22 protein-coding genes are annotated in these 22,868 nt (G+C 38.7%); 2 read left to right on the forward strand and 20 right to left on the reverse strand.

Going from position 1 to position 22,868, the window contains the following annotated elements:
- Positions 1 to 50: 50 nt before the first annotated feature.
- The 8 genes from KFO35_RS05220 to KFO35_RS05255 all read right to left on the reverse strand — a co-directional run bounded on the left by KFO35_RS05220 (position 51) and on the right by KFO35_RS05255 (position 8,682).
- Complete coding sequence (locus KFO35_RS05220) at positions 51 to 569, reverse strand: dihydrofolate reductase (RefSeq protein ID WP_002290193.1); 519 nt, start codon at positions 567 to 569, stop codon at positions 51 to 53.
- A gap of 19 nt (positions 570 to 588) precedes the next feature.
- Entirely contained in the window at positions 589 to 1,536 is a 948-nt protein-coding gene (locus KFO35_RS05225; RefSeq protein ID WP_002290192.1) for a thymidylate synthase, read from the reverse strand.
- Positions 1,537 to 1,547: 11 nt separating this feature from the next.
- Complete coding sequence (locus KFO35_RS05230) at positions 1,548 to 3,431, reverse strand: ABC-F family ATP-binding cassette domain-containing protein (protein ID WP_002315210.1); 1,884 nt, start codon at positions 3,429 to 3,431, stop codon at positions 1,548 to 1,550.
- A 158-nt stretch (positions 3,432 to 3,589) separates the two neighbouring features.
- Positions 3,590 to 5,668, reverse strand: a complete 2,079-nt coding sequence (locus KFO35_RS05235; RefSeq protein WP_002290189.1) for a cation:proton antiporter — start codon at positions 5,666 to 5,668, stop codon at positions 3,590 to 3,592.
- A gap of 12 nt (positions 5,669 to 5,680) precedes the next feature.
- Positions 5,681 to 5,956: a hypothetical protein gene (locus KFO35_RS05240; RefSeq protein WP_002290188.1), complete on the reverse strand. Its 276-nt coding sequence runs from the start codon at positions 5,954 to 5,956 to the stop codon at positions 5,681 to 5,683.
- A 464-nt stretch (positions 5,957 to 6,420) separates the two neighbouring features.
- Positions 6,421 to 6,876 (reverse strand): hypothetical protein, encoded by a 456-nt coding sequence (locus KFO35_RS05245; protein ID WP_002290187.1) that lies wholly within the window; start codon positions 6,874 to 6,876, stop codon positions 6,421 to 6,423.
- A gap of 153 nt (positions 6,877 to 7,029) precedes the next feature.
- Entirely contained in the window at positions 7,030 to 8,238 is a 1,209-nt protein-coding gene (locus KFO35_RS05250) for a CCA tRNA nucleotidyltransferase (protein WP_024636190.1), read from the reverse strand.
- 111 nt (positions 8,239 to 8,349) lie between these two features.
- Positions 8,350 to 8,682, reverse strand: coding sequence for a nucleotide pyrophosphohydrolase (locus tag KFO35_RS05255; RefSeq protein ID WP_002315213.1), 333 nt, complete (start codon positions 8,680 to 8,682; stop codon positions 8,350 to 8,352).
- Between the two features lie 147 nt (positions 8,683 to 8,829).
- Between KFO35_RS05255 and KFO35_RS05260 the strand changes: the two genes are divergently transcribed.
- Positions 8,830 to 9,705, forward strand: a complete 876-nt coding sequence (locus KFO35_RS05260) for a YitT family protein (RefSeq protein WP_002290183.1) — start codon at positions 8,830 to 8,832, stop codon at positions 9,703 to 9,705.
- Positions 9,706 to 9,782: 77 nt separating this feature from the next.
- On the opposite strand, the gene KFO35_RS05265 is transcribed toward KFO35_RS05260, so the two are convergent.
- The 10 genes from KFO35_RS05265 to KFO35_RS05310 form a co-directional block, all read right to left on the reverse strand.
- On the reverse strand, positions 9,783 to 10,364 hold the full coding sequence (locus KFO35_RS05265) for a ReoY family proteolytic degradation factor (protein WP_002335598.1): 582 nt from the start codon (positions 10,362 to 10,364) through the stop codon (positions 9,783 to 9,785).
- Positions 10,365 to 10,369: 5 nt separating this feature from the next.
- Positions 10,370 to 11,629: a tetratricopeptide repeat protein gene (locus KFO35_RS05270; RefSeq protein ID WP_002290180.1), complete on the reverse strand. Its 1,260-nt coding sequence runs from the start codon at positions 11,627 to 11,629 to the stop codon at positions 10,370 to 10,372.
- Position 11,630: 1 nt separating this feature from the next.
- Positions 11,631 to 12,677 carry a hypothetical protein gene (locus tag KFO35_RS05275; protein ID WP_002309590.1) on the reverse strand — a complete coding sequence of 349 codons (1,047 nt, stop codon included), beginning with the start codon at positions 12,675 to 12,677 and terminating at the stop codon, positions 11,631 to 11,633.
- Positions 12,678 to 12,909: 232 nt separating this feature from the next.
- The gene (hbs, locus tag KFO35_RS05280) at positions 12,910 to 13,185 is read right to left on the reverse strand and encodes a non-specific DNA-binding protein Hbs (protein WP_002290178.1); all 276 of its coding nucleotides are present in this window, start codon (positions 13,183 to 13,185) and stop codon (positions 12,910 to 12,912) included.
- Between the two features lie 242 nt (positions 13,186 to 13,427).
- The gene (gene der / locus KFO35_RS05285) at positions 13,428 to 14,738 is read right to left on the reverse strand and encodes a ribosome biogenesis GTPase Der (RefSeq protein WP_002315215.1); all 1,311 of its coding nucleotides are present in this window, start codon (positions 14,736 to 14,738) and stop codon (positions 13,428 to 13,430) included.
- A 181-nt stretch (positions 14,739 to 14,919) separates the two neighbouring features.
- Positions 14,920 to 16,149 (reverse strand): 30S ribosomal protein S1, encoded by a 1,230-nt coding sequence (gene rpsA, locus KFO35_RS05290; RefSeq protein ID WP_002290176.1) that lies wholly within the window; start codon positions 16,147 to 16,149, stop codon positions 14,920 to 14,922.
- 134 nt (positions 16,150 to 16,283) lie between these two features.
- Positions 16,284 to 16,964 (reverse strand): (d)CMP kinase, encoded by a 681-nt coding sequence (gene cmk / locus KFO35_RS05295; RefSeq protein ID WP_002309595.1) that lies wholly within the window; start codon positions 16,962 to 16,964, stop codon positions 16,284 to 16,286.
- Positions 16,965 to 17,012: 48 nt separating this feature from the next.
- Positions 17,013 to 17,648, reverse strand: coding sequence for an SAG1386/EF1546 family surface-associated protein (locus tag KFO35_RS05300; protein ID WP_002315217.1), 636 nt, complete (start codon positions 17,646 to 17,648; stop codon positions 17,013 to 17,015).
- A 65-nt stretch (positions 17,649 to 17,713) separates the two neighbouring features.
- A complete protein-coding gene (locus tag KFO35_RS05305) occupies positions 17,714 to 19,117 on the reverse strand; it encodes a RecQ family ATP-dependent DNA helicase (protein ID WP_002315218.1) in 1,404 nt (467 codons plus the stop codon).
- Positions 19,104 to 20,135 (reverse strand): helix-turn-helix domain-containing protein, encoded by a 1,032-nt coding sequence (locus tag KFO35_RS05310; RefSeq protein WP_002315219.1) that lies wholly within the window; start codon positions 20,133 to 20,135, stop codon positions 19,104 to 19,106. Before KFO35_RS05310 ends, KFO35_RS05305 begins: the two co-directional genes overlap by 14 nt.
- A gap of 30 nt (positions 20,136 to 20,165) precedes the next feature.
- On the opposite strand from KFO35_RS05310, the gene KFO35_RS05315 reads away from it, so the two are divergent.
- On the forward strand, positions 20,166 to 20,387 hold the full coding sequence (locus tag KFO35_RS05315; protein WP_002290171.1) for a ferredoxin: 222 nt from the start codon (positions 20,166 to 20,168) through the stop codon (positions 20,385 to 20,387).
- 162 nt (positions 20,388 to 20,549) lie between these two features.
- On the opposite strand, the gene KFO35_RS05320 is transcribed toward KFO35_RS05315, so the two are convergent.
- The gene (locus KFO35_RS05320) at positions 20,550 to 21,287 is read right to left on the reverse strand and encodes an alpha/beta hydrolase (protein WP_002315220.1); all 738 of its coding nucleotides are present in this window, start codon (positions 21,285 to 21,287) and stop codon (positions 20,550 to 20,552) included.
- Between the two features lie 154 nt (positions 21,288 to 21,441).
- Positions 21,442 to 22,782 (reverse strand): M20 family metallopeptidase, encoded by a 1,341-nt coding sequence (locus tag KFO35_RS05325; RefSeq protein ID WP_002315221.1) that lies wholly within the window; start codon positions 22,780 to 22,782, stop codon positions 21,442 to 21,444.
- Positions 22,783 to 22,868: the final 86 nt, after the last annotated feature.

Raw genomic sequence — 22,868 nt, forward strand, 5'->3', positions numbered from 1 at the left:
ATGGGTCAGCTCTAAATAAAAGCTGTTCCATCAATAGTTTTTTTTATCGTCTATTCGCCTGTCCCTTTTTTTAAAGGATTCTCATTACGCTGATAGGTTTCAAATTGATGCGGGTAACGATTTTTTTCATCTATTTCTCCTTGACTCGTATTGATCAATGACCAATCAGACCAGTCAACAGGTGGAAAATAAGCATCTCCATCAAATACATGATGGATGACTGTCCGGTATAATATCGTACAAAATGGTAGAAATTCTTGATAAACAGCTGAACCTCCAGCGATGAAAAAAATACCGTCTGTTTCTTTTTCCAAGGCAAGCACTTCTTCTACACTATGCATAACATGCACGCCTTCTGCTGTATAGGAAGGATCTCTAGTCAAAACAATCGTTTGACGATTCGGCAACGGACGGCTGCCCATCCCTTCGAAAGTTTTACGTCCCATCACTAATGTATTTGCTTCTGTCATTTGTTTAAAGAATTTCAGATCATTTGGCAAACGCCAAGGAAGGCGGTCTTCTTTTCCAATCAATCCGTTTTCGTCCTGTGCCCAAATTGCAGCTAACATTTTCTCATCCTTTCTGATTTTAAACAGCGATAGGCGCTTTGATTGTTGGATGTGGGTCATATCCTTCTAACTGGATATCTTCCATCTCAAAATCAAATACTGACTGCTTTTCCTGATTCAAAGCTAAAGTTGGAAATGCGCGTACTTCTCGGCTTAATTGTTCTTTCATTTGTTCGATATGGTTGATATAAAGATGAGCATCTCCTAATGTATGAACAAATTCTCCCACCTCTAAACCTGTTTCATGTGCAATCAAGTGAGTCAGCAACGCATAACTTGCAATATTGAACGGAACACCTAGAAAGACATCCCCACTACGTTGATACAATTGGCAGCTTAACCGTCCCTCTTGCACATAAAATTGAAACATTGTATGGCAAGGAGGCAAAGCCATGCTAGGAACATCTTCTGGATTCCATGCAGAGACAATCAATCTTCTAGAATCAGGTGTCTTTTTGATTGCTTCGATCACTTCTTTGATTTGATCGATAAAACCGCCGTCTTTTGTCTCCCAATGCCGCCATTGATAACCGTAGATGTGACCAAGATCACCGTATTTCTCAGCAAAGGAATCATCTGTTAGGATCTTTTCGCAAAAAAGTTTGCTCTGCTTTTTGTATTCTTCATTGAATTCAGGATCTGCCAAACTTCTATGTCCAAAATCAGTCATATCTGGTCCGTTATAATCTGTACTTTTGATATAGCGTTCAAATGCCCACTCATCCCAAATATGGTTTTTATTTTGTAATAGATAGCGGATGTTCGTATCTCCTTTTAAAAACCAAAGCAGTTCGCTTTTGATCAAGCCAAAAGGTACTCGTTTCGTTGTTAACAAAGGAAACCCTTTTTGCAGATCAAACCGCATTTGGTACCCGAATAAACTTAACGTACCCGTGCCCGTTCTGTCTTCTTTACGATGTCCTTCTTCCAACAATTTTCTTCCTAAGTCAAGATACGCTTGTTCCATCCCTTTTCCTCCTAATCTTCTGCCCATTCACTCAAATATTCCCAACGTGCCATTTTTTCTTCAAGTTGTGCTTCTGTCTCAGATACGTCGTTTTGCAATTCCTGTAACCGAGTGAAATCATCACCTTGATGATTCATCTCTTCTTGGAGCAATGAGATTTTTTCTTCAAGTTCTGCAATATCCTCTTCAATCGTTTCCCATTCTTTTTGCTCCATATAAGATAATTTTTTCTTTCCAGCAGGTTCCTTGCTCTGTGTTTTTGGCTTCACTTTTTCAGCAGGCTGCTGGAGTTCTTTTTGCTTCAGCAAATAACTGGACATGTTTCCATAATAAAGTTCTTGTTTTCCGTTTCCTTGGAATACCAATAGCTTATCTGCTACCTTATCCAAGAAATAACGGTCATGGGAAACAGTGATTACAGCACCTGGGAAACTTCTGAAATAGTCTTCCAAAATCGTCAATGTTGCTATGTCCAAATCATTGGTCGGTTCATCCAATAATAACACATTGGGTTGTTGGATCAGCAGTTTCAACAAAAACAATCGCCGTTTTTCTCCGCCTGAAAGTTTGCCAATCAGTGTCCCATGCATAAATCTCGGAAATAAAAATCGTTCAAGTAATTCTGCTACCCCGATTTGACTGCCATCAGCCGTTTTTGCTTCTTCAGCAGCTTCTTGCAAGTAAGCAATCATCCGTTTATCTGGTGCCATTTCTTCATTTTCTTGTGTATAATACGCAAGCCGAACCGTTTCACCGATAGAAATTGTACCGCTACCCAGAGGAATTCTGCCAGCTAGAATATTAAGCAATGTCGATTTCCCTGCCCCATTTTTACCAGTAATTCCTAGCCTTTCCCGAGATTGAATCAGCAAATCTAAATGTTCTAGCAGTGTTTGGTCATTTATACGGTAACTGCCATCTTTGATTTCCAGTACTTTTTTTCCTAAACGTTGTGTCGCTAGATTCAATTCTAAGTCATCTTCTTGGTTTACTTGATATAAATTCTCCTTTAGATCTTCGAAACGGTTGATTCGTGCTTGCTGCTTGGTACCGCGAGCCTGCACTCCTGCCCTCATCCATGCTAGTTCTTGCTTATAAAGCCGCTTGCGCTTTTCTTCTTGTTCTACTTCTACACGATCACGTTCTGCTTTTTCTAAGACGTAAGCTTCATAATTTCCTTTGTACTCGTATAATTTCCCAAATGAAAGTTCGAAGATCCGGTTTGCTACTCTATCTAGAAAATACCGATCGTGGGTAACCATCAGTAGGGCGCCACGGTATTGTTTCAAATAGTTTTCCAACCACTCGATCGCTTGATAATCCAAATGGTTTGTTGGCTCGTCTAGTAATAGTAAATCGGGTTCATCAATCAGCACTTGAGCTAAACTAACTCGTTTTTTCTGTCCACCCGATAGCGTATTTATTTTTTTATCTAATTCACTGATTCCTAATTTTTGCAAAATAATCTTCGCATTGGTATCTGTAGTCCAAGCATCTTCTTTATTCATTTGTTCTTCTACTTTAGCATAACGTTTTTGCACATTAGGGTCTTCTCCATTTTCCCCTAGTTCGATCAATGCTTCCTCATATGCTCGAACAGTTTGGATCAAGGGACTGTTTCCTTGAAAGACTGCTTGGAGAACAGTTAATTCATCGGAAAATTCAGCTGCTTGAGAAAGATAACCTATACGGTAATCAGTTGGATAAAACACTGTTTGCCGATCGCCATCGCCGCTATCGATACCAGCAATAATATTTAAGAGACTTGTTTTACCCGTCCCGTTCGTCCCAATCAACCCGATACGGTCTTTTTCGTGGATCAAAAAAGAAATCTGGTCAAACAAATCTTTTTCACCATAAGTTTTTTTGAGGTCAGTTACTTTTAATTCTTTCAACGTGTTCCCTCCTTATCTTGGATATTGTATCATAAAAATAGTGAACTTCAGGAAAATTTTTTTCGAATTTGTTCTTTTTGTGTTCCAAAAAAAGAACAGGACCAATCCGATCCTGTTCTGACATGTTTTGTTTTTATCGTTCTTGAAAATCTATTTTTTTATTTCGTTGCGCTCGATTTTTTTGACTTTGCTCGAAACGCAAATCGGAAAGAAAAGTTATCTGACGGTTTGTTCATCGTATAAGATTCTAACAAATTGATATTCCTACGGTAGCTATTCGCAGAAAACGTCGTGATTTTCTCAGCAACTTCGTATTCATCAATGATTTTTCTTTCAAGATAATAACCTCTCAGCATTTTTTTCGTAAACAGGCTATCTTGCTGGATCATCCACGAAGAAATCAAATTCCCCGAGCTCATTTTTATTCCCTCAAGTTTGCGTTGCTGGATAAAAAATTGAAGCATCGTTTCATCATAAATATCAGTCAAGTTATCTAAACTTTCAATAATCAATTGGGTATTTTTTTGATATGTCTCCCTGATTTCTTGGATATCTTCATCACTAATAAATGTCTGACGATCCGCATACCTTCTTTGCCAAAACATTTTGGGGTGGAGAACGATTCGCATCAACCTACGGACAACAATGAACCAAAAGCCGATAAAAGATAAAAATTGACTGGTGATCGAATGTTCGAACCGGGAAAGAAAACGGGAATAAAAGCGATAACCATTAGAAGAAAGTTTACCCGAACGATAACTTTCATCTAATCCGTCGCGTTCGATCGACAAAATCAGCGCTTGTATTTCTTGTACTTCTTGCTTTTCATCATCGGTTAAATCTTCCAAGTACAGATCACGTATCCGTTCCTGGTAATTTTCTATCACTGCTTCAGTGGCTAAAAATTCTTTTGTATCACGATCAATTTCCTTTATTTCTTTTCGCAAAACTTCAACGACCTCTTCTAAGATCATCAAAGCATTCAAATCCGTACTTTTCGCTTCCTCTGTTTCCGTCAGCATAGGCAAGACAATGATCCCTATGACCAAAGTCACTAAGATGACACCGGCCGTCAGAAACAAAAGTAAAGATCGCTGGTAAAACATCATATTATTGATCGAAAAGGGCAAAATAAAGATCGTAGCCAAACTGACTGTTCCCTTTACACCGCCAAATGTCAAAATCAAGATCTCGTTCAACTGTTTTTTGAACTTTTTACTGCCATCTTTGAATACATAAAAAAGACTGATGGAAATGAATCTAATCACAAAAAGCATAATAGAGATCAATACGATAATTGCTAACAAAAGACCGTTTGGATATAAACCGTCGCCCCATACCGGCGAGAATACTTGTGTCAGTTCGATTCCTAAGAATATAAACACTAATGCATTCAGTGTAAAAGCAATAGTTGTCCATGTACTGTGGGACAAACTCGATAACTCTGCATCAAACACGGTGATTCTCCTAAAACCAGAAGCTTGGAGAATACCTGCTGCTACTGCAGCAATGATCCCAGATACATCAAATGCCTCTGCCAATACATAGGCTAGAAAAGGAAGCAAAAGTTCGATGAGCAGATACCCTGTGACATCTTGTGCCGATGCTTTTTCAATCAAATGGATTATTTTTTGTTTGAACCAGACAAGCAAAAAACCGATCAAAGCTCCACCAATACTGGAGACCACTAAACTCATCCCAGCATTTACTGCGGAAAAAGAACCGGTGATCAGCGCACCAAGAGCAAACTGGAAGGCAGTAACACCAGATGCGTCATTCAACAGGCCTTCTCCTTCTAAAATATGCATTGCTTTCTTAGGGATATTCACCCGTCCAGAAAGCGAACTGACTGCCACCGCATCTGTCGGACCTAACGCTGCTCCAAAAGCAAAGCAGGCAGCAAGAGGGACACTTGGCAACAGGAATGACAACGTCGCACCTACGCCGACAAGGGTCAAAATGACTCCGCCAAATGCCAAGAACAGAATCGTCCCGAAATTTTTGAGAATCGAAGAAATATCTGCTTTTTCTCCTTCTCTAAATAATAATGGTGCAATGATCATAACCAAGAACAATTCAGGTTCAAAATCAACTGATTGTCCCCACTCTGTCAGACCTAATACCACTCCAAGGAAAATTTGGATCAGTGGAGCTGGGATCATTGGCAAAATGCGGCTAGCTATGTTCGATAAGGTGATCGTTACTGCAAATACAATAACTAACTCAGCAAATTCCATCGTTCATCCCCTTTATTTTTTATTTTGTGTAAGCATTTTTAAAAATTGTTCTTTTTTCTTTAAAATTTTGGTTTCAACTACTTCAACTTGTGTTTGATTTCCCTCTAATTCACACTGTACACGTTTTGACTCCAAACGAAGCAGATCATGTTTCAGACGTTCCAACTGACGATACATCAATATATTTCTTTTACGCAACTTACAAAGTATTTGACGGCGGTCATCCATCGAAAGGGCGCCATAGCGATCATGCAACAGTTTTTTTTGTTGTTCAAAACTTTCTCTCATTTTCTAGATCTCCTATACACAAACTTCCATCATTATAGCAAAGTTCTCTTTGAATGAAAAATATTTCATTGTTTCATCGTTTATTGCTAGTTAGAAATTTCCATAAATTTTTCAACGCCTCATTCTATTCCAAATAGTCTCAGATATCAAGTAAAACTTAAGAAAGATAAAAGTTTCTAACAAAAATAATATTCGTTTTTTTATCATATCCTCCTTGTTCCTTTGTCATAACAAAAAAAAGACTGTGACAAAAATCTTGTCACAGCCCCTTATTCTGAATAAATGGTGTTCTAGAGACAGCCTATCAGCCATAAGGCACGATTTTGTAAAATATGAGAAGCTATTTTTCAACATCACTTCTTATCGCTCCTGCGGTTACTCGTCGCAATTTTTTTGTTAGAGTTTTCATCATCGCTCAAGGCTGAATGTCTCTTTCACAACCTCATTTTTTGCGTAAAATCAATTTATTCGAAAAATTCTCCGTATACATCTTCTACACGTTGGTCTGGGTTGATTACGATGTACAAGTTACCTGTTTTTTCGCTGATTTTTGTAGATTGGTATTGGTTGTCTAATCCTTCTGTTCCTTTATCTAGATATGGGAAGTATACAAGATCAGGTGTTCCATTGCGATAAAGGATTTCCATTCGTTCGATATCTTCGTATTTCAATGCACGATTAAACATGCCCATTTCCAGTCCACCTAAGTTGATATCATGTGTCGCAACTGCGTCCCCTTCATGGAAGATTTCGATTTTAAATCCGGCACATGGATGGATTTCAACAAATTCACTGCCGTTGATCCTTCCAAAACTTGTTGTGATTTGTTTGATCCAAAGATCGCCGATGTGGCGGCGGTTAATCGTCCATGTTTCTCCATTTCTAAAATAAAATTTTAGCGCTGTCATTTCTTTACTCATTAAAAAGACTCCTTTATGATGTAATTTATTCTTGTACTTCCTCAGTTTAGCACAAATTTATGTAAGTGGTCACATTTTATGTTTTTTCTTCTAATGACGTATCTGCCCAGTTTAAGTAGCTAGCCAAGCTGAGCAGATACAGTCTAGCGTTTTTTAAATCAATTTTTCTTTCGATAAAAAATCCAAAACCTGTTTTTTATCATTTTCTATTCTTTGTTCTACGACAGCTTTTTCAGCTGATTGCAAAGCTTCACTAACCCACTTGCCAGGTTTTTTTCCACTTTCTTCCAACAAGATTTTACCATCTATAGCTAATTCGCTTAATGACTTGATAGGTAAACGATCATAGGATTCTTCTACGACATCCATCTGTGGTGTTTCATCAAAATAAGTCATCAATTCTTCTACTTGCAATGCATGCTCTTTGCCTAAGAAGTATAATTCGAACGGTTCTAAAACTCCAGTTTTTCGTTGACGCAGTCCTTGAACAAGTGCTTGGACATCCTTGATCATTTGATTGGAACACTTCCACGATTTCAAAAAGGAGCGGATTTCATTTTCTTTTAGATCCAGTTGACTGATTAATAATGTCCATGCTTGACTCTCTTCTTTCAATGGAACGGAAGGTAATTCAGCAAAGCGTAAAAGTGCTTCACCTTCTTCTCTCAAACCAGGGCAGCAAATATAACATTCTGTTTCAATGAATGCATGGATTCCTGCAGACCGTTCATTTCCCAAAAGCATCTTGATGAATTCCACATTTATACGTTCTACAGATATTTTGCCTAATAGCTCGTGGTTTTCTTTGATGGCGTAGAAGGTTTCTTCCTCTAATTTGAATCCTAATTGACTGACAAAACGCAACCCGCGCATCATTCGCAAGGCATCTTCATGGAACCGCTCATGAGGATTGCCTACAGCTCGCAAGATTTGTTCTTCTAAATCTTGCAGGCCATCGAACAAATCGATGATTTCGCCGTCTTCTTTCAAAGCAAAGGCATTGATTGTAAAATCTCTTCGTTTTAAGTCTTCTTCCAACGAACGAACGAATTCTACATGATCTGGTCTGCGGTAGTCTTGATAAGTTGATTCCGTCCGAAATGTGGTGATTTCATATTGTTCATCGTTTTCTAATACCAATACAGTCCCGTGTTCGATCCCGATATCTATCGTTTTTGGAAAAAGCTGTTTGATTTCTTCTGGAAATGCGCTTGTTGCGATATCCACATCATGGATCGGCTGGTTCAGCAAGATATCACGAACACTTCCACCTACAAAATAAGCTTCATATCCTGCATTTTCTAATTTTTTCAGAACTGGAATTGCCTTTTGGTATTCCAGAGGTAATTGTTTTAATTTCATTTTTCCAACCTTTCCTGTGTGTTTCTTGTACTGAGATAAGCAATCAGTTGCATGATGCCTGATTGATACGTCCGTTTTAGCGGCTTCAAAGCACAAACCACTTCATCTTTCTTACTTGTCCTTCCGTTCAAAGCGGTTATAGTCTCTGTGATTGAATTTTTCCATATTTTTTTCAAAAACATCAGTTAAGTCGATATTCAATGAATTAGCCATGATCATCGTAACGAATAAAACATCTCCAAGTTCTTCTGCTACCGAGTTATCTGGTTCCGAAGCTTTTTTGCTTTTTTCTCCATAAGTGTGGTTGACTTCTCTGGCCAATTCACCTACTTCTTCCGTTAATCGAGCCAGCTGAGCTAATGGAGAGAAATACCCGACCTTGAATTGTTGGATATATTCATCTACTTCCTGCTGCATACTGTATAAAGAACGTTTTTCATCCATCTTTTTCCCTCCAAAACTATCTTACCAAAACTTTAACGCAAATCCTAGATAAGAGCAATTGAGAAAATCGAATTTCCATGCTACATTTAGGAAGGATTTTCTAAATGGAGATTCTGTGAAAATACATAATTGAAAGCTGGGATTCATATGGCCACACGGAAAACAGTAAAAGAAGTACTTTTTATTATTATAGGAACGAGTATTTACGCATTTGGACTTGTTTATTTGAACATCGCTAATCACTTAGCAGAAGGGGGCGTCTCAGGAATCACCTTGATCTTGAGAGCTTTATTCGGAATTGATCCAGCTTATACGACTTTATTAATCAATATCCCGTTGATTTTACTAGGGGGAAAGATCCTCGGAAAACGTTCTTTAGCCTACACTGTTCTAGGTACACTCTCTTTGTCATTCTTTTTATGGATCTGGCAACGGGTTCCGCTAGAAATCAATTTACAGCATGATCTACTGATCGTTTCTCTACTTGCGGGTTTGGTTGCAGGGGTAGGAAGCGGGATCGTCTATCGGATGGGTGGAACAACAGGCGGAAGCGATATTATCGCTCGGATTTTAGAACAAAATTACGGCATCTCCATGGGGCGTTCTCTATTGGCATTCGATATCATCGTCTTGCTTGCTTCCTTAACCTATATCGACTTGAAACGCATGATGTATACATTGATCGTTTCCTATGTTTTCAGTCGCGTAATTGATTCAATCTTGGATGGTGGGTATTCTGCAAAAGGTCTGCTTGTCGTCTCTAACAAAAGCGAAGAAATTGCACCGCTGCTGATGACCGGTCTGCAAAGAGGTGTCACCTTCCTCTCTGGCGAAGGCGCATTCTCTGGAAATTCAAAAAAGATCATCTACATGGTCGTTAGTTCTAGTGAATTAACGGAAGCCAAGAGAATTGTCCACGAGATTGACGAAAAAGCTTTTCTGTCGATCATTAATGTGCATGAAGTTGAAGGGCAAGGGTTTACCTATTTGAAGCCACAAACAAGATTACTGAAAAAACGATAAAAAAGACAAGGGGCAGCTGGATTTGGAATCTTTCCTCACAGCTACCCCTTGTCTTTTTTGGTATGATTCATTTTTAGCTAATTATTATGTTCACTTACTCGATTATTTTTCTTTTGCGTCTGCAAAAGGATTTTTCGGTTGACTTCATCAGACAATTTCAAAAATGCATCCCTGTCTCCATCTTCTAGCGCTTGATCGATTTGAGCATAAAGCATATTTAGTTTTGCTGCTTCTTCTTTTTCTTGAAAATATCGCTCGATCAATTCAGTATCTTCTTCACTGACAGAAGCATCCCAAGAAGAAAATGGATTATCTTCTAAGATCGATAGGTATTCTCTTGTCTGCCAAGCATTCTCAAATAGACATTCCACATATAAGGGTTTCTTCCAATTCAATCGGATCTCATGAAAAATCTGATCTGTATCCGTAAATTCTTTTCCCTGCAAAAACAATTTCATTGGTTCCCCTTCAACAGATAGATCACTGATTTGCAGACCTCGATCCGCAAAATTTGCCCCTTCTACAAAGTGGACATTACTTAAAATCGCTTCATGATTGGCAAGATAATTCAAGATCCAAAAAACTTCTCTTCGGCTAAAAGATACATGATTGACCATCCACGTTAAAAAATTCTTCTTTTCCCGTACATCAATTAGCATTTTTCTCACCTCTCTGTTAGATCATCTAATAATGACAGTGCCTCCATATCTCCTGGTTCAAGTTTTAAATAATGAGTCAATAATTCTTGCGCTCTTTTTAGCTGTCCTTCTTCTCTTAAGAAAAAGGCATATTCTTTCAAGAAATCTGGTTCATGAGATAGTTCATGATAAGCTTGTTCATAGTGTACAGCTGCAACGGTGAAGTCTTCTAATTCATTATAAGCATGCGCTAGATTCCATTCCGCATACGGATTAGCAGTTTCTTCCATCTGATTGATCACTTGTATCACATCTTCATATCTTTCATCATCCAAGTAAAGATTGCTTAAAGTAAGTAATGTTTCATCTTGTTTGTCTCCTACTTCTAAAGCTTTCAGCAAGAGTTCCTCTGCTCGCTGTTTGTCGTGGAGACGAAAAGCATTTTCAGAGGCTAGATGATAAAGTTCAACTTGGTAAGGATTTTCTTTGATTCCTTCTTCTAACACTGTTTGCGCTTCTTCAACCATTTCTTCTTCTTGAAGAGCTTGTCCTAGATATAGGTATAACGATTGATAATGCGGATTGACTTCTCGAAGTTCTTCCAGATAGTTGATTGCCTGCTGATTTTCTTTTAATTGGAGATTCGTAAAGGCTAGCTGGAACAGTCGATCATCTGTCTTTTCTTCTTTCAATGCTTCTTCTAAAGGTGCGATAGCTGCTTCAAATTCACCTTGCATGCTTAAGGATTGCCCTAAACGTTCTTGCATTGAGATTCCTGACATCTCGTTTATCCCACTTGCCAACAATGTTTCATAAATCACTGCTGCCTCTTTGAAACGATCGACTGAAAAATACAATTCAGCTAGTGCAAACTGGATCAATGGTTCATCCGGTAGCAACCCTGCCGCTTCTTTCAATTTTGCTTCACTTACTTCAGGAATCCCGATGACTTGGTACAAATCAGCTATCGCCAATAAGCTTTGCGGATAGTAATCACTTTCCTTATCCACTTTTTCCAAGTATTCAAAAGCTAGGTCGATCTCATTGTCTTCGATTGCAATTTCTGCTAGGGGGATGTTTAGTCCGTCATTTTCTGGATATTGGTTGATCAATTGTTCAAAAATCTGTTTTGCTTCGATCAAAAAGCCAATAGCTAGCAATTCTTCCCCTAGTTCAGCTAATATATCTGCTGGATCTTCTTTTAATGCTTTTTCTAAAAAGAGTTGTGCTTGTGCCAGATCTTCATCTGATAAAGCTTGCAACATTTTTTCGCTATTTGTATTCATTTCAATTCCCTCTTATCTCGCTGACGATTTGTTGAAATACCGTCATTGTTCTCAACAATTCTTTTTCGTTTGGTCGTTGGTATCCGTCTATTATACCTATTTTTTCTAAAACAAGTATTTTTTTGCTTTTTTCTGCCAAGAAAAGGACTTTTTCCAAATACTCCATCTTTGAAATCTGTTCTAACCATTGGATAGGATAGCCAAGCAAGTCTAGCCATACAAAAAAATTTTTTAGTTGGAAATCAAAAGGATAGGCTTGGAGATTCCACACGAAATGAAACATCATCCCTAAAAATTTTTTCATACTAGCAGAAAGCAAGTGCCCATTTTCAGTCAGATAAAAAGCTTGTTCAAACAGTTTACCATAATTTGACAGATTTTCTGCCTCTAATTGATAAAAATAAATCATTTCTTCGATCATCCCGGCAAATGGCCGGGTCGTTAATTGCTTTTTATTTGGATAGTTTTTATACAAATTTTGTAAAAAACGGTGATCACAAATCATTCCGCAACAGATAAAAGTCAAAAAGTCAATCTGTTTTCCGTCCACTTGCCGCTCGCTGATCGTTTGATCATAAACGATGCGTTCTGGCATGTTGATGGTTTGCAGCACGACACGATTCGGTAGCTGCAAAATCGTTCGCTGTGGAGTTAATGCTCGGCTCAGCGAACGGATCGACACAGGAATCAGCCAAAGTGATGAATCAAGGATTGTATGTTTTTGAAAAAAACCTGCCAGATCCATGATCCCTTCATTTCCAAATCCGATAACAAACATGGATTGATTTTCGGGATAGCGTTTGGTGAAATCAAGCAAGTTCTTCAATTCTGTTAAATGATTGCATTGAGTATTGGCACAAATGTACCAGTCATTATTTGCCTGATTTGCAAATAATGGGTTAATCTTATCTGCAAACAAATCATAATAACGCTGATTTGTTAAAAACAAGATGGGTTGATCGATCGAAAGTGCTCTTAGTTGACTGACAAGCGTTTCTCCGTAGAACACTTTCGTCAATGCTTCTTCTACTTGATAATCAAGTTCCATGCGCATCCCTCCTCTTCTTATTTTTATTTTACCATTAGTAAGCAAAATCTAGAAAAGATAAGGGCAAAGTCCACCTCTTAACTTAGAAATAAATAAAAATTAAATAAAATACATGTGTTTTTTATGTATGACATGCGGATTCGAAATTTTTGTCTCTTAATTGACTTTTTCTGCTAGGAAATAAAAAGAAAAGCACTTGTAGCCCTAGAGCCACAAGCGCTTTTTTACTGTCTTATTTAACAGCGTCTTTTAATGCTTTACCTGGTTTGAATGCAGGTACTTTGCTAGCTGGAATTTCGATTTCTTCACCAGTTTGTGGGTTGCGACCTTTGCGAGCTGCGCGTTCGCGAACTTCAAAGTTACCAAAACCGATTAATTGAACTTTTTCGCCGTTAGCTAAAGCATCTTGAATAGTTGAAAATACAGCATCTACTGCTGCAGTTGCATCTTTTTTAGTTAAATCAGTAGCTGAAGCAACTTTTTCGATTAATTCTGCTTTGTTTGCCATGGATAGATTCACCTCCTCCACAAGAGATATGATAGAAATATCATTTAGTTAAAACTTTCTGAGTGGTCCAGAAGTTTAAAAAGAAATATTGATTAACTTCAATATTCTGTTATCACGATATCATATGAACCGCTTAATAGCAAGGTTTTTACCAATTTTCATATGCTTTTTTTAGTCATAGAAACGTAACAAACAAAACTGTCTTTTTCTTTTGAAAAAAAAACGTTGATATGGTAAAATGCCTATTTTCTTCTACGAGGGATGATTCGAATGGATGTCCCTTCAAAAGTAAATGCTTTTCTGATTTGATTTTCTAAGAAACGCTCATAAGAAAAGTGCATCAATTCCTCTTCATTGACAAAAACAACAAATGTAGGCGGTTTGACAGCAACTTGTGTAGCATAAAAAATCTTCAGCCGTTTTCCTTTATCTGTCGGTGTTGGATTGATGGCTACAGCATCCATAATGATATCATTCAAAACAGCAGAAGAGATACGAAGATTCTGGTTCATACTTACTTGTTCGATCATTTCAGGAAGACGTTCCAACCGTTGTTTAGTCACTGCAGAAACAAAGACGATCGGTGCGTAATCTAAATATCGGAATTCATCACGGATCTCTTGTTCGAAATCACGCATCGTATTGGTTTCTTTCTTCACAAGGTCCCATTTATTCACAACGATAATGATACCACGACCAGCTTCATGAGCGTAACCCGCTACTCGCTTGTCTTGTTCTCGAATCCCTTCTTCCGCGTTCAGTACCATCAAAACGATGTCAGAACGGTCGATCGCACGCATCGCACGCATCACGCTGTATTTCTCAGTATTTTCATATACTTTTCCGCGTTTACGCATGCCGGCTGTATCGATCATCAAGAATTTCTGTCCATTTTCAGAAACAAAGTGAGTATCGATTGCATCCCTTGTCGTTCCTTCAATATCCGAAACAATCACACGTTCTTCTCCTAAAATCGCGTTGATCAAAGAAGATTTACCAACATTTGGGCGACCAATCAAACTAAACTTGATCGTGTCGTCATCCTCTTCTTCAGTCTCTTCAGAGAAATACTTCACTGCTTCATCTAAAATATCGCCAATTCCTAGTCCGTGGCTTCCTGAAACAGGATAAGGATCGCCTAGTCCTAAAGAATAAAATTCATAGATATCATTTCTCATTTCCGGATTATCTACTTTATTGACTGCTAAAATCACTGGTTTATTACTTCTGTATAAAATTTTCGCAACCATCTCATCTGCGTCTGTCACGCCTTCGCGTCCGCTGACGACACAGATGATCACATCTGCTTCTTCAATCGCGATTTCTGCTTGATGTTTGATCTGATCCATAAAAGGTTCATCACCAAGATCAATTCCGCCTGTGTCGATCACGCTAAATTCTCGACCTAACCATTCGCCTTTTGCATAAATACGATCACGAGTTACTCCAGGAGTATCTTCGACAATCGAGATACGCTCACCAGCGATGCGGTTAAAAATCGTAGACTTACCGACGTTCGGGCGGCCAACGATTGCAATTGTTGGATTTGCCATATTATTTCCTCCTCACAAGTTTCCAATCTCACTTAGTTTAACGAATGCAATGCCAACTTTCAAGCATAGATTGTCAATTAAACGAAGTATTTTTATTCCTTAATGAAATACTCACCGCTTTTCAAAAGAAAAACTGAGACAAAAGCAGCTGCTTTCATCTCAGTCACAGATACAAAATCAATTATTTTTCAGAATCATCGGTTGCTTTTTCTTCTACTTCTTCTTTCAACGCATCCCCTAAAATGTCTCCCATAGTGAATCCAGTATTTTCTTCTGGTAATTCATAAGACTCCACATTTTTTGGTTCTTCTTCTGAAGCTGGTTTTTCTTCTAAAGCTTTGATGCTCAATGCAATACGATGTTCTTCTGGATGGATCTCCAGTACTTTCACTTTCACTTCGTCGCCTTCATGAAGTACTTCGTGAGGTGTGGCGATATGTTTATGTGAGATTTGAGAGATATGGACTAGTCCTTCTACTCCAGGGAATACTTCAACAAAGGCACCGAAACTTGTTAGACGTTTAACAGTTCCGTCCAATACTGCTCCAACTGGGGCTTTTGTATCGATTTCTGACCAAGGTCCAGGCTGTGTATCTTTGATTGACAAGGAAACACGTTCTTGTTCAGGGTTGATAGACAACACTTTGACGTTTACTTCGTCATTAACAGCTAACACATCACTTGGTTTTGCTACATGACTATGAGAAATCTCTGAGACATGGACTAGACCGTCAATTCCGCCTAGGTCGACAAATGCCCCGAAATCAGTAAGACGTGCGACACGTCCGCTGAGAACATCTCCCTCATGAATCGTTGAAAGGATTTCTTTTTTCTTTTCTTCTCTTTCATTTTCAACTACCGCTTTGTGCGATAAGATCAAACGATTTTCTGATGGTTCGATTTCAATGATTTTAAAGCTCAATGTTTTGCCTTTATAATCTGAAAAATCCGCAACAAAATGATCTTCCACCATTGATGCAGGGACAAAGCCACGCACACCGACGTCAACGACTAAACCGCCTTTGACAACATTTGTAACAGGTGCTTCAATTACCTTGCCGTCTTGGAAATCTCTTTCAATGTCTTCCCAAACTTTTTTAGCATCTAAACGGCGTTTTGAAAGAAGATAGCTGCCGTTTTCTTTATCTTTGCCAATCGTACTGATAACGACTAAGTCTAATACATCGCCGACTTTCACTACTTCGTTGATATCTTCTACTGGTAAAGTTGATAATTCTTTTGCCGGAACGACGCCTTCAACTCCGGCCCCTTCGATTCCGACAATTACTTGTTTGTCTTCGATAACCAAAACTTCGCCCTTAACAACATCGCCAACTTTTACTTCTTGGACGCTTTTCATTGCGTCTTCCATTGACTGGTTGTTCTCTTGATTTTGATCAAATTCTGTCATAACACTTGTCCTCCTAACCAACATTCTGCCGTAAGTACGGTACTGTTTTTAGTTTAATTGATTATTCAAAAAAAATAAAGCGATTTCGTTCGTTTTCCTTGAAAAAACAATTGTTTTTCAGTTTTTTTCTTCATTTAAAAAAGAAGATATCCCTTTTCTAAAACGACGGCTTTTATCGCTGCAACGACTTCTGGAATGGATTTGCCGGTAGTATCGATACGAACAGCGTCCTCTGCTTGCTGCAGCGGAGAAACTTCCCTTGTTGAATCATAATGGTCTCTTGCCTGTATCTCTTTTGTTAGTGTTTCAAGATCAGTCGGAATCCCCTTTTCTTGGTTCTCTTTGAATCGTCTTTCTGCACGCTCACTTACGCTTGCTACTAAAAAGATTTTTACTTCTGCATTCGGCAATACAGCTGTCCCGATGTCTCTTCCGTCCATCACAACGCCACCGCGTTCGCCTATTTTCCGCTGGATAGCAACTAGTTCTTCTCTGACTTTCCCATGAGCAGAGACTTCTGAAACAGCTTTTGTGACATCTGGCTGACGGATTTCTAGTGTGACGTCTTTTGATGCTGTGAATACATGCTGCCCATCTTCTTGTTGTGAAAAAGAGATAGGATACTTTTTGATCAGTGAAACTAGTCCTTCCTCATCTGAAAAAGATACATTATTCGTAATAGCTAGATAAGTCACTGCGCGATACATGGCACCGGTATCCGTATAAATATAATTTAATTCTTTTGCTAAGATTTTGGCAACGGTGCTTTTTCCAGATGAAGCAGGTCCGTCGATCGCAATACTGATTTGTGTCATGATATAACTCCTTTTTCTCAAAAAAAAAGCCGCAAAGCGCGGCTATTATTATTTAATTCTTAATTCTTGACCAGGGTAAAGCATAAAGTTGTTTGGATCTAAGCCATTCAATTCAAACAATTGGTCAGTGGTGATTCCTGCACGCTCAGCCACTTGTTTTGGACCTTCGCCTGCTTGAACAGTCGTTGTCGTACCGGCTACAGCTGAGGAAGAAGGTGTTGTTTCTGCTGCATTGCTGCTTGAATCCCCTGCTTGATAAGTTGTGTCACTTGAGGAAGAAGGTGTTGTCTCTGCTGCAATACTGCTTTCTGACGTTACCCCTGTATCTTGAGAAACAGTAGATTCTTCCGCCATTGTACTAGATTCTACTGTTGAAGTCTCAGTTGACTCCTCTTTTGTTGTACTTGTGGAACTTTCTACTACTGATGTCGAAGTTTCAGAAGAAGATGCTGCTGTTGCATTGTTGCTTGATCCGTTTCTGATCCAGAAATAAGCACCTGCTGGAATAGCGATACATAAGACTAGTAAAATCAAAAATAGCGAAAGAAATAATGTATTTCCTTTCTTTTGTTGTCTCTGAGAACTTCTTGATGAAACCTCATCATCTGTATCATAAATTGGTTGTTCCCATGGTTCTTGTGTTTCGTTATTTTCTGTAGATTGATGTCTATCTTTTCTGCTCACTGTTTTACCTCCTAAACTCTATCGTGTGTATTATACCATAGGAAAAAGTGTCTTGTCCTAAAAAATCAATGTTCCATGTTTTTTTTAAATAAATTTAGTAAAATCGATTCCCAATGAAGCGGTTCAGTCTTAGAAAAATCCTTTTTCTTTGGTAGAAGTTCTACTTTTGCGCCATCAATATCACAACAATTCTGCGGCTTTTCGGAAAGTTCTTCCCCAAAATAAGCCAAGATGAATTTTCTGCGGCAGTCTTCTTCATGGATATAACGAAGCATCTGCTGCAGGCGGAATTCTTTTTCTTTTTCCTGACGTTTGAGCCGTTCCACCCAATTTTCTGGTTTTTCAGACTGCTGGATCAACTCCATCCATTTTTTTTGCAGCTCATCAAATGGCGCTTGCTCTGCTGCATATTCCAAATAAAGCTCAAAACTTTGTCGCTGTTCTCTAGAAAGTTGATTAAAGAAATAATGAATACGTTCATCTCCACTTTGATATAAAAGGATTGCTGCACTTTCTTCCTGATCTCTGCCTGCTCGACCGATTTCTTGTACATAGTTTTCCAGACTGTCTGGCAAATCGTAATGGATCACATAACGAATATCAGATTTATCGATCCCCATACCAAATGCGTTCGTAGCAATGAGAAACTGCAGCTGATTTTTTACAAACTGTTGCTGAAGCTGTCTTCTTTGAGCTGTGTCAAGGCCACCGTGATAATATCCAACTGAAAAGCGCTCCCTGAATAAATGATACAAACGTTCGACTTCTTTTTTTGTTGCACAATAAATAATTGCCGCACCATGTGCACTTTCCATGAATTGTTCAAGTTCTTGTTCTTTTTGCTGCGTTTTTCGAACAAAAAGCGAGATGTTTTGTCGATTGACTGATTGTCTAACCTCTTTTGGCTGTCGATCAAATAGCACCTGACGTATATCTTTCGCTACTAAATCTGTCGCTGTCGCGGTTAGAGCCAATGTGACCGGGTTTCCTAAATGCTCGCGGATTTTTCCTAACTGTTGATATTCTGGCCGAAAATCAACTCCCCATTGTGATACACAATGTGCCTCATCCACTACATATAGCGCTATATCCTGTTTTTTCAGCTGCTCTAAAAGAGAAGGGTTAGTCAACATTTCCGGACTCAAAAATAAAAATTTATATTGCGACAGATGACGGAGAACGTATCCTCTTTCAGCTCGCGAAAGCAAGCTATTGAAAGCAGCTACTCGTTTTTCCCCTCGTTTTTGCAGTTGTGTCACTTGATCTTCCATGAGAGAAAGTAGCGGTGACACGATGAGAACCATCCCATCCGTTAAATACCCTGTTAATTGATAGCACAGGCTTTTCCCCGTTCCTGTAGGCAAAATAGCGAGAGTATCTTCTCCATCAAGCAACGCCTGAATAATTTCTTCTTGGCCGGGTCGAAATGAATCGAATCCAAAATATTTTTTTAATTCATTTATTAACATTCTGTATCGCTTCCTTTCTCAATAGATAGATTTGATACAAACGAAATTCTCCATAATCTAATTGTCCATCTACATTCCATTCGCTGAAGCGCCACTCGCGCACGGAATCCTTATTTGGTTCCAATCGTTCGACCGTTTCTTGAGAGAGAACCCGCTCATATGGAAAATCATCAAAAAACAAGGCCCACTCAATAAGATGATCTGTTACCGTCCCTTTTTTTAAATGTCGGATTGCCATGATCTGGTCAATTGTCTGACCATTCATAAACATCTGCTTGGTGATCATCATGCTTTGATTGAAATTTTGCTGTAATAACGGATCAATCAACACATACCATAGCGAATCTGGCCGTTCTTCTATTTGTGCGAACAAAAGATGGATACATCTGCTTTGTTGTAAATAAACAGCTGCCTCATCATTGGTTTTTGCTAGCTGATACGGCAGAAGTCCTGTTCGATCATTTCCAGAGAATTGGTTAGCTAAAAAATCGGCTGCTCCTTCTGGTATCTCCGAAAACAGCTGCGCTAAACTTTCATACGCGCTATCAATCAAAATTCCACGTGGCAATCTGCTTCCACTAAGCCATTTTTTCAGTTGGAAAGTATAAAAAGGACTTGTCTCTGCTGGAAGATAATCTTGGTTCCCAGATGCCAGATTAGAAATCACTTGAACAGCAAATTTGATGAGCCGCCAACTAGTTGCCCCAGTTCGTCCATATCGGTCAAAACGCAAACCAGTATATTCTGTGTGAAGTTCAGACAACCTATCTGCTCCTGCAGACGTTAGTTTTGCTTCATTTTCATTTATTTCGATCCAGCCTTGCTGTGCAAGTTTTTGCATAATCTGATAAAACTTGTCTTGCTTCAAATCTGGAAAACTGTTATGAGCAAATAAAAGTTCGTGAGTAAATCCGAAAATAAGTACTGAAGTCGTTCGTTTTCCCACAAGGAGCTGGTAAAGAGAGCTGACTCGCAGCTTGTTTCTTGATGAAAATAGCGATAAAATAAAAACAATCATATTATTCTCCTTAAGTTAGGATGGTTAGAAATGTCACTACTATGTAAACTTGTACCTGAACGCTGTATTGCATGCGGTCTTTGCCAAATCGAAGCGCCGGATATTTTCGATTATGATGAAGAAGGAATCGTTTTATTTGCCCAAGAACCAGAGGCTCATCAACAGTTCGTCATGCCGGAAGAAGAAGCGTATGTAAGAAAAGCGTATCAAAAATGTCCAGTTCGGGCGATTTTATTAGAAAATAAAATGTAAGTCAAACTAAGCTTTAAAAATGGATACTAGATTTTCTAAACTTAAAGATAAGCCGGGATCTGTTTCTCCCGTTCCGTGAAATCCCGACTTATTTTGAAAGTTATATTTACTATCTATTTATTTGACTTGTTTTTTTCATAGACCCTATAGGACCCATTTCGGTTATTTCAACTTTTTCAGCCAGTTTTCCAATGTATTGACAATCACAGTTTGCTGATCTGCGTTAGAAATTTCTGCTTCTCCATCTCCTTTTTGCTCACCATAGCTACCAAAACCTCCATGGTTCCCGCCGTTGATTGATACATACTCTGTTCTTTCTGGTAAGTACTGCTTGGCTTCTTCATAAGCTTTCTGATTCAATACTTTATCTTTAGTTGCTGTAATGGATAAAATTGGGACAGCTGATTCTTTCAATGTTCCTTTTTTATCGGGATAGCTTGCCATGAAGAATACCCCTTTTAAATGACTGTCTGAACGATTCTTATTCGCATATCGACTTGCCATGACACCGCCTAAAGAGTGACCACCGATCACATAATCGGAATCTGGAAAATCTTCTTTGATCTTATCCGCTTTGTTTCCACCTATCACTGCTAGATCAAGAGGCATTTTGACAATAGCAACTGAGTAGCCGTTTTTTGCTAAATCTTGCGCCCAAATACTATAACTTTCTGGTTCTACGAGAGCACCAGGATAAAAAATAAGTAATGGAGACTTTGCCTGATTCTTTTTCTCTCCTTCAAAAAACAAGTAATCTTCTTTGTTTCTTCCTTCTTTTACCACCTTTTGTGCTTCTGACGATGGTTCGTACGTATTTTGCTGTATATAGTAATAACCGCCTCCGCCAAGTAATCCTAAAATAATGACTAAGCCAATTAGTATTCGTCTAAATATTTTCAATTTCTCCCACCTTTTCTATCTGAGTTTATACCTTCTTCTCAATCAAGTATGATTATACCTTAAAAAAAATAAGAGAAAAATGCAAACTTTCCAGCACCAAATAAAAAAGACGGAATATCCATTCGAATATCCGCCTTTTTTATATGATTATTTTTTATTTAGCGCACAAACGATACACTGCTTCTGCATAAATTTCCATTGCTTTATACATACTGCTTAATTCCCATCGTTCATTTGCCTGATGCATGAAGTCAGGAGTATCAGGGAACATCGCACCGAATGCCACACACTGGTTCATCGTACGGGCAAACGTAGCGCCACCTGATACAAATGGTTCAGTCATGTCTCCAGTAATCTCGCGATATGTCCCCAATAGGTTTTTCACTAACTCACTGTCCAATGGCACGTATAATGAATCTAGGAAGTCAAACTCTTCATAAGACAACTCATATTTTTCTACTGTTTTAGTTAATTTAGCTACTAAATCCTCTTTTTTGAATGTCACAGGAATTCTCATATCTACACCGATTTTTGTTTGTTCTGGTGTGATTTCCAAACTTGCAAAGTTCATCGTTAACTCACCAGATTGTTCATCTTCTGTCTTGCCCACGACTGCTTCACCAGTTGCATTTTCTTGAACTAATTTTCCTAAGAAATTGATTGGGCCAAAATCGAATACTTCTGAAAGAGCGATTGCCAGACGAGAAATAGCATTCACTCCTTGTGCGGCATCTTTCGCGTGGATACTTTTACCAAGAACGACGATTCCTTCGCCTTGTTCTTCGAAATCGAATCCGTGTTTTTTCAATGCTTCTTTTACTTCAGAAATCTTTTCACCAGAATAAGGAGCTGCATCAGGAACAACATTCAGCGCTCCGCCAGCTTTTACAGAAAAATCGTTCGTTCCAGGACCTGTCAAGTAAGCTTGTAGTAAGCCTTTTTCCGCATAAATTAAAGGGAATTCAGCGTCTGGCGCAAATCCTTGCGTAATGCCTTCTTCTTTCTCGTTATATTTTTCTAAACAACGCCACAAATTTTCTTCATCTGTACCAAAGATAAAACGAATACGTGTTTTGAATTCCACGCCAGCGTCCATCAAAGCTTTTACAGCATACATTGCTGCAATGGAAGGACCTTTGTCATCTTGAGAGCCGCGACCAACTAACCAGCCGTCTTTTACGGTTGGATCGAATGGTTTCGTTTCCCAATTGTTTTCGTCGCCTGCCGGAACAACGTCCATATGACACAAGATACCGAATAATTCATCTCCTGAGCCAATCTCTGAATAACCGTAATAGCCTTCTGGATCTTTAAATGTTCTAAATCCTAGCTTTTCACTGATTTCCAATACTTTGTCCAAAGCTTCAATCACTTTTTTACCGAAGGGGTGTCCTTGCCCTGAATCTGCTTCATCTAGTACGGAAGGGATTCGGATCAATTCGCTCAATGATTCTAATGCTTGTTCATGATGTTGTTCTGTCACAAATTGTTTCATGATTTTAACCTCCTAATATGTTAAAAAGGGTTATGTCAAATGCCTCCGACACAACCTCTTCTTCTCTAATAATGACGTTTTAAGCC

The organism is Enterococcus lactis (assembly GCF_015751045.1).
In the GTDB taxonomy this organism is placed as follows: Bacteria; Bacillota; Bacilli; order Lactobacillales; family Enterococcaceae; genus Enterococcus_B; species Enterococcus_B lactis.

Bases quoted from the DNA above. Each gene is read 5' to 3' on its own strand.
- KFO35_RS05220 (WP_002290193.1), bottom strand. From the start codon at position 569: ATGTTAGCTGCAATTTGGGCACAGGACGAAAACGGATTGATTGGAAAA.
- KFO35_RS05225 (WP_002290192.1), bottom strand. From the start codon at position 1,536: ATGGAACAAGCGTATCTTGACTTAGGAAGAAAATTGTTGGAAGAAGGA.
- KFO35_RS05235 (WP_002290189.1), bottom strand. From the start codon at position 5,668: ATGGAATTTGCTGAGTTAGTTATTGTATTTGCAGTAACGATCACCTTA.
- KFO35_RS05240 (WP_002290188.1), bottom strand. From the start codon at position 5,956: ATGAGAGAAAGTTTTGAACAACAAAAAAAACTGTTGCATGATCGCTAT.
- KFO35_RS05245 (WP_002290187.1), bottom strand. From the start codon at position 6,876: ATGAGTAAAGAAATGACAGCGCTAAAATTTTATTTTAGAAATGGAGAA.
- KFO35_RS05250 (WP_024636190.1), bottom strand. From the start codon at position 8,238: ATGAAATTAAAACAATTACCTCTGGAATACCAAAAGGCAATTCCAGTT.
- KFO35_RS05255 (WP_002315213.1), bottom strand. From the start codon at position 8,682: ATGGATGAAAAACGTTCTTTATACAGTATGCAGCAGGAAGTAGATGAA.
- KFO35_RS05260 (WP_002290183.1), top strand. From the start codon at position 8,830: ATGGCCACACGGAAAACAGTAAAAGAAGTACTTTTTATTATTATAGGA.
- KFO35_RS05265 (WP_002335598.1), bottom strand. From the start codon at position 10,364: ATGCTAATTGATGTACGGGAAAAGAAGAATTTTTTAACGTGGATGGTC.
- KFO35_RS05270 (WP_002290180.1), bottom strand. From the start codon at position 11,629: ATGAATACAAATAGCGAAAAAATGTTGCAAGCTTTATCAGATGAAGAT.
- KFO35_RS05275 (WP_002309590.1), bottom strand. From the start codon at position 12,677: ATGGAACTTGATTATCAAGTAGAAGAAGCATTGACGAAAGTGTTCTAC.
- hbs (WP_002290178.1), bottom strand. From the start codon at position 13,185: ATGGCAAACAAAGCAGAATTAATCGAAAAAGTTGCTTCAGCTACTGAT.
- der (WP_002315215.1), bottom strand. From the start codon at position 14,738: ATGGCAAATCCAACAATTGCAATCGTTGGCCGCCCGAACGTCGGTAAG.
- rpsA (WP_002290176.1), bottom strand. From the start codon at position 16,149: ATGACAGAATTTGATCAAAATCAAGAGAACAACCAGTCAATGGAAGAC.
- cmk (WP_002309595.1), bottom strand. From the start codon at position 16,964: ATGACACAAATCAGTATTGCGATCGACGGACCTGCTTCATCTGGAAAA.
- KFO35_RS05305 (WP_002315218.1), bottom strand. From the start codon at position 19,117: ATGTTAATAAATGAATTAAAAAAATATTTTGGATTCGATTCATTTCGA.
- KFO35_RS05310 (WP_002315219.1), bottom strand. From the start codon at position 20,135: ATGATTGTTTTTATTTTATCGCTATTTTCATCAAGAAACAAGCTGCGA.
- KFO35_RS05315 (WP_002290171.1), top strand. From the start codon at position 20,166: ATGTCACTACTATGTAAACTTGTACCTGAACGCTGTATTGCATGCGGT.
- KFO35_RS05325 (WP_002315221.1), bottom strand. From the start codon at position 22,782: ATGAAACAATTTGTGACAGAACAACATCATGAACAAGCATTAGAATCA.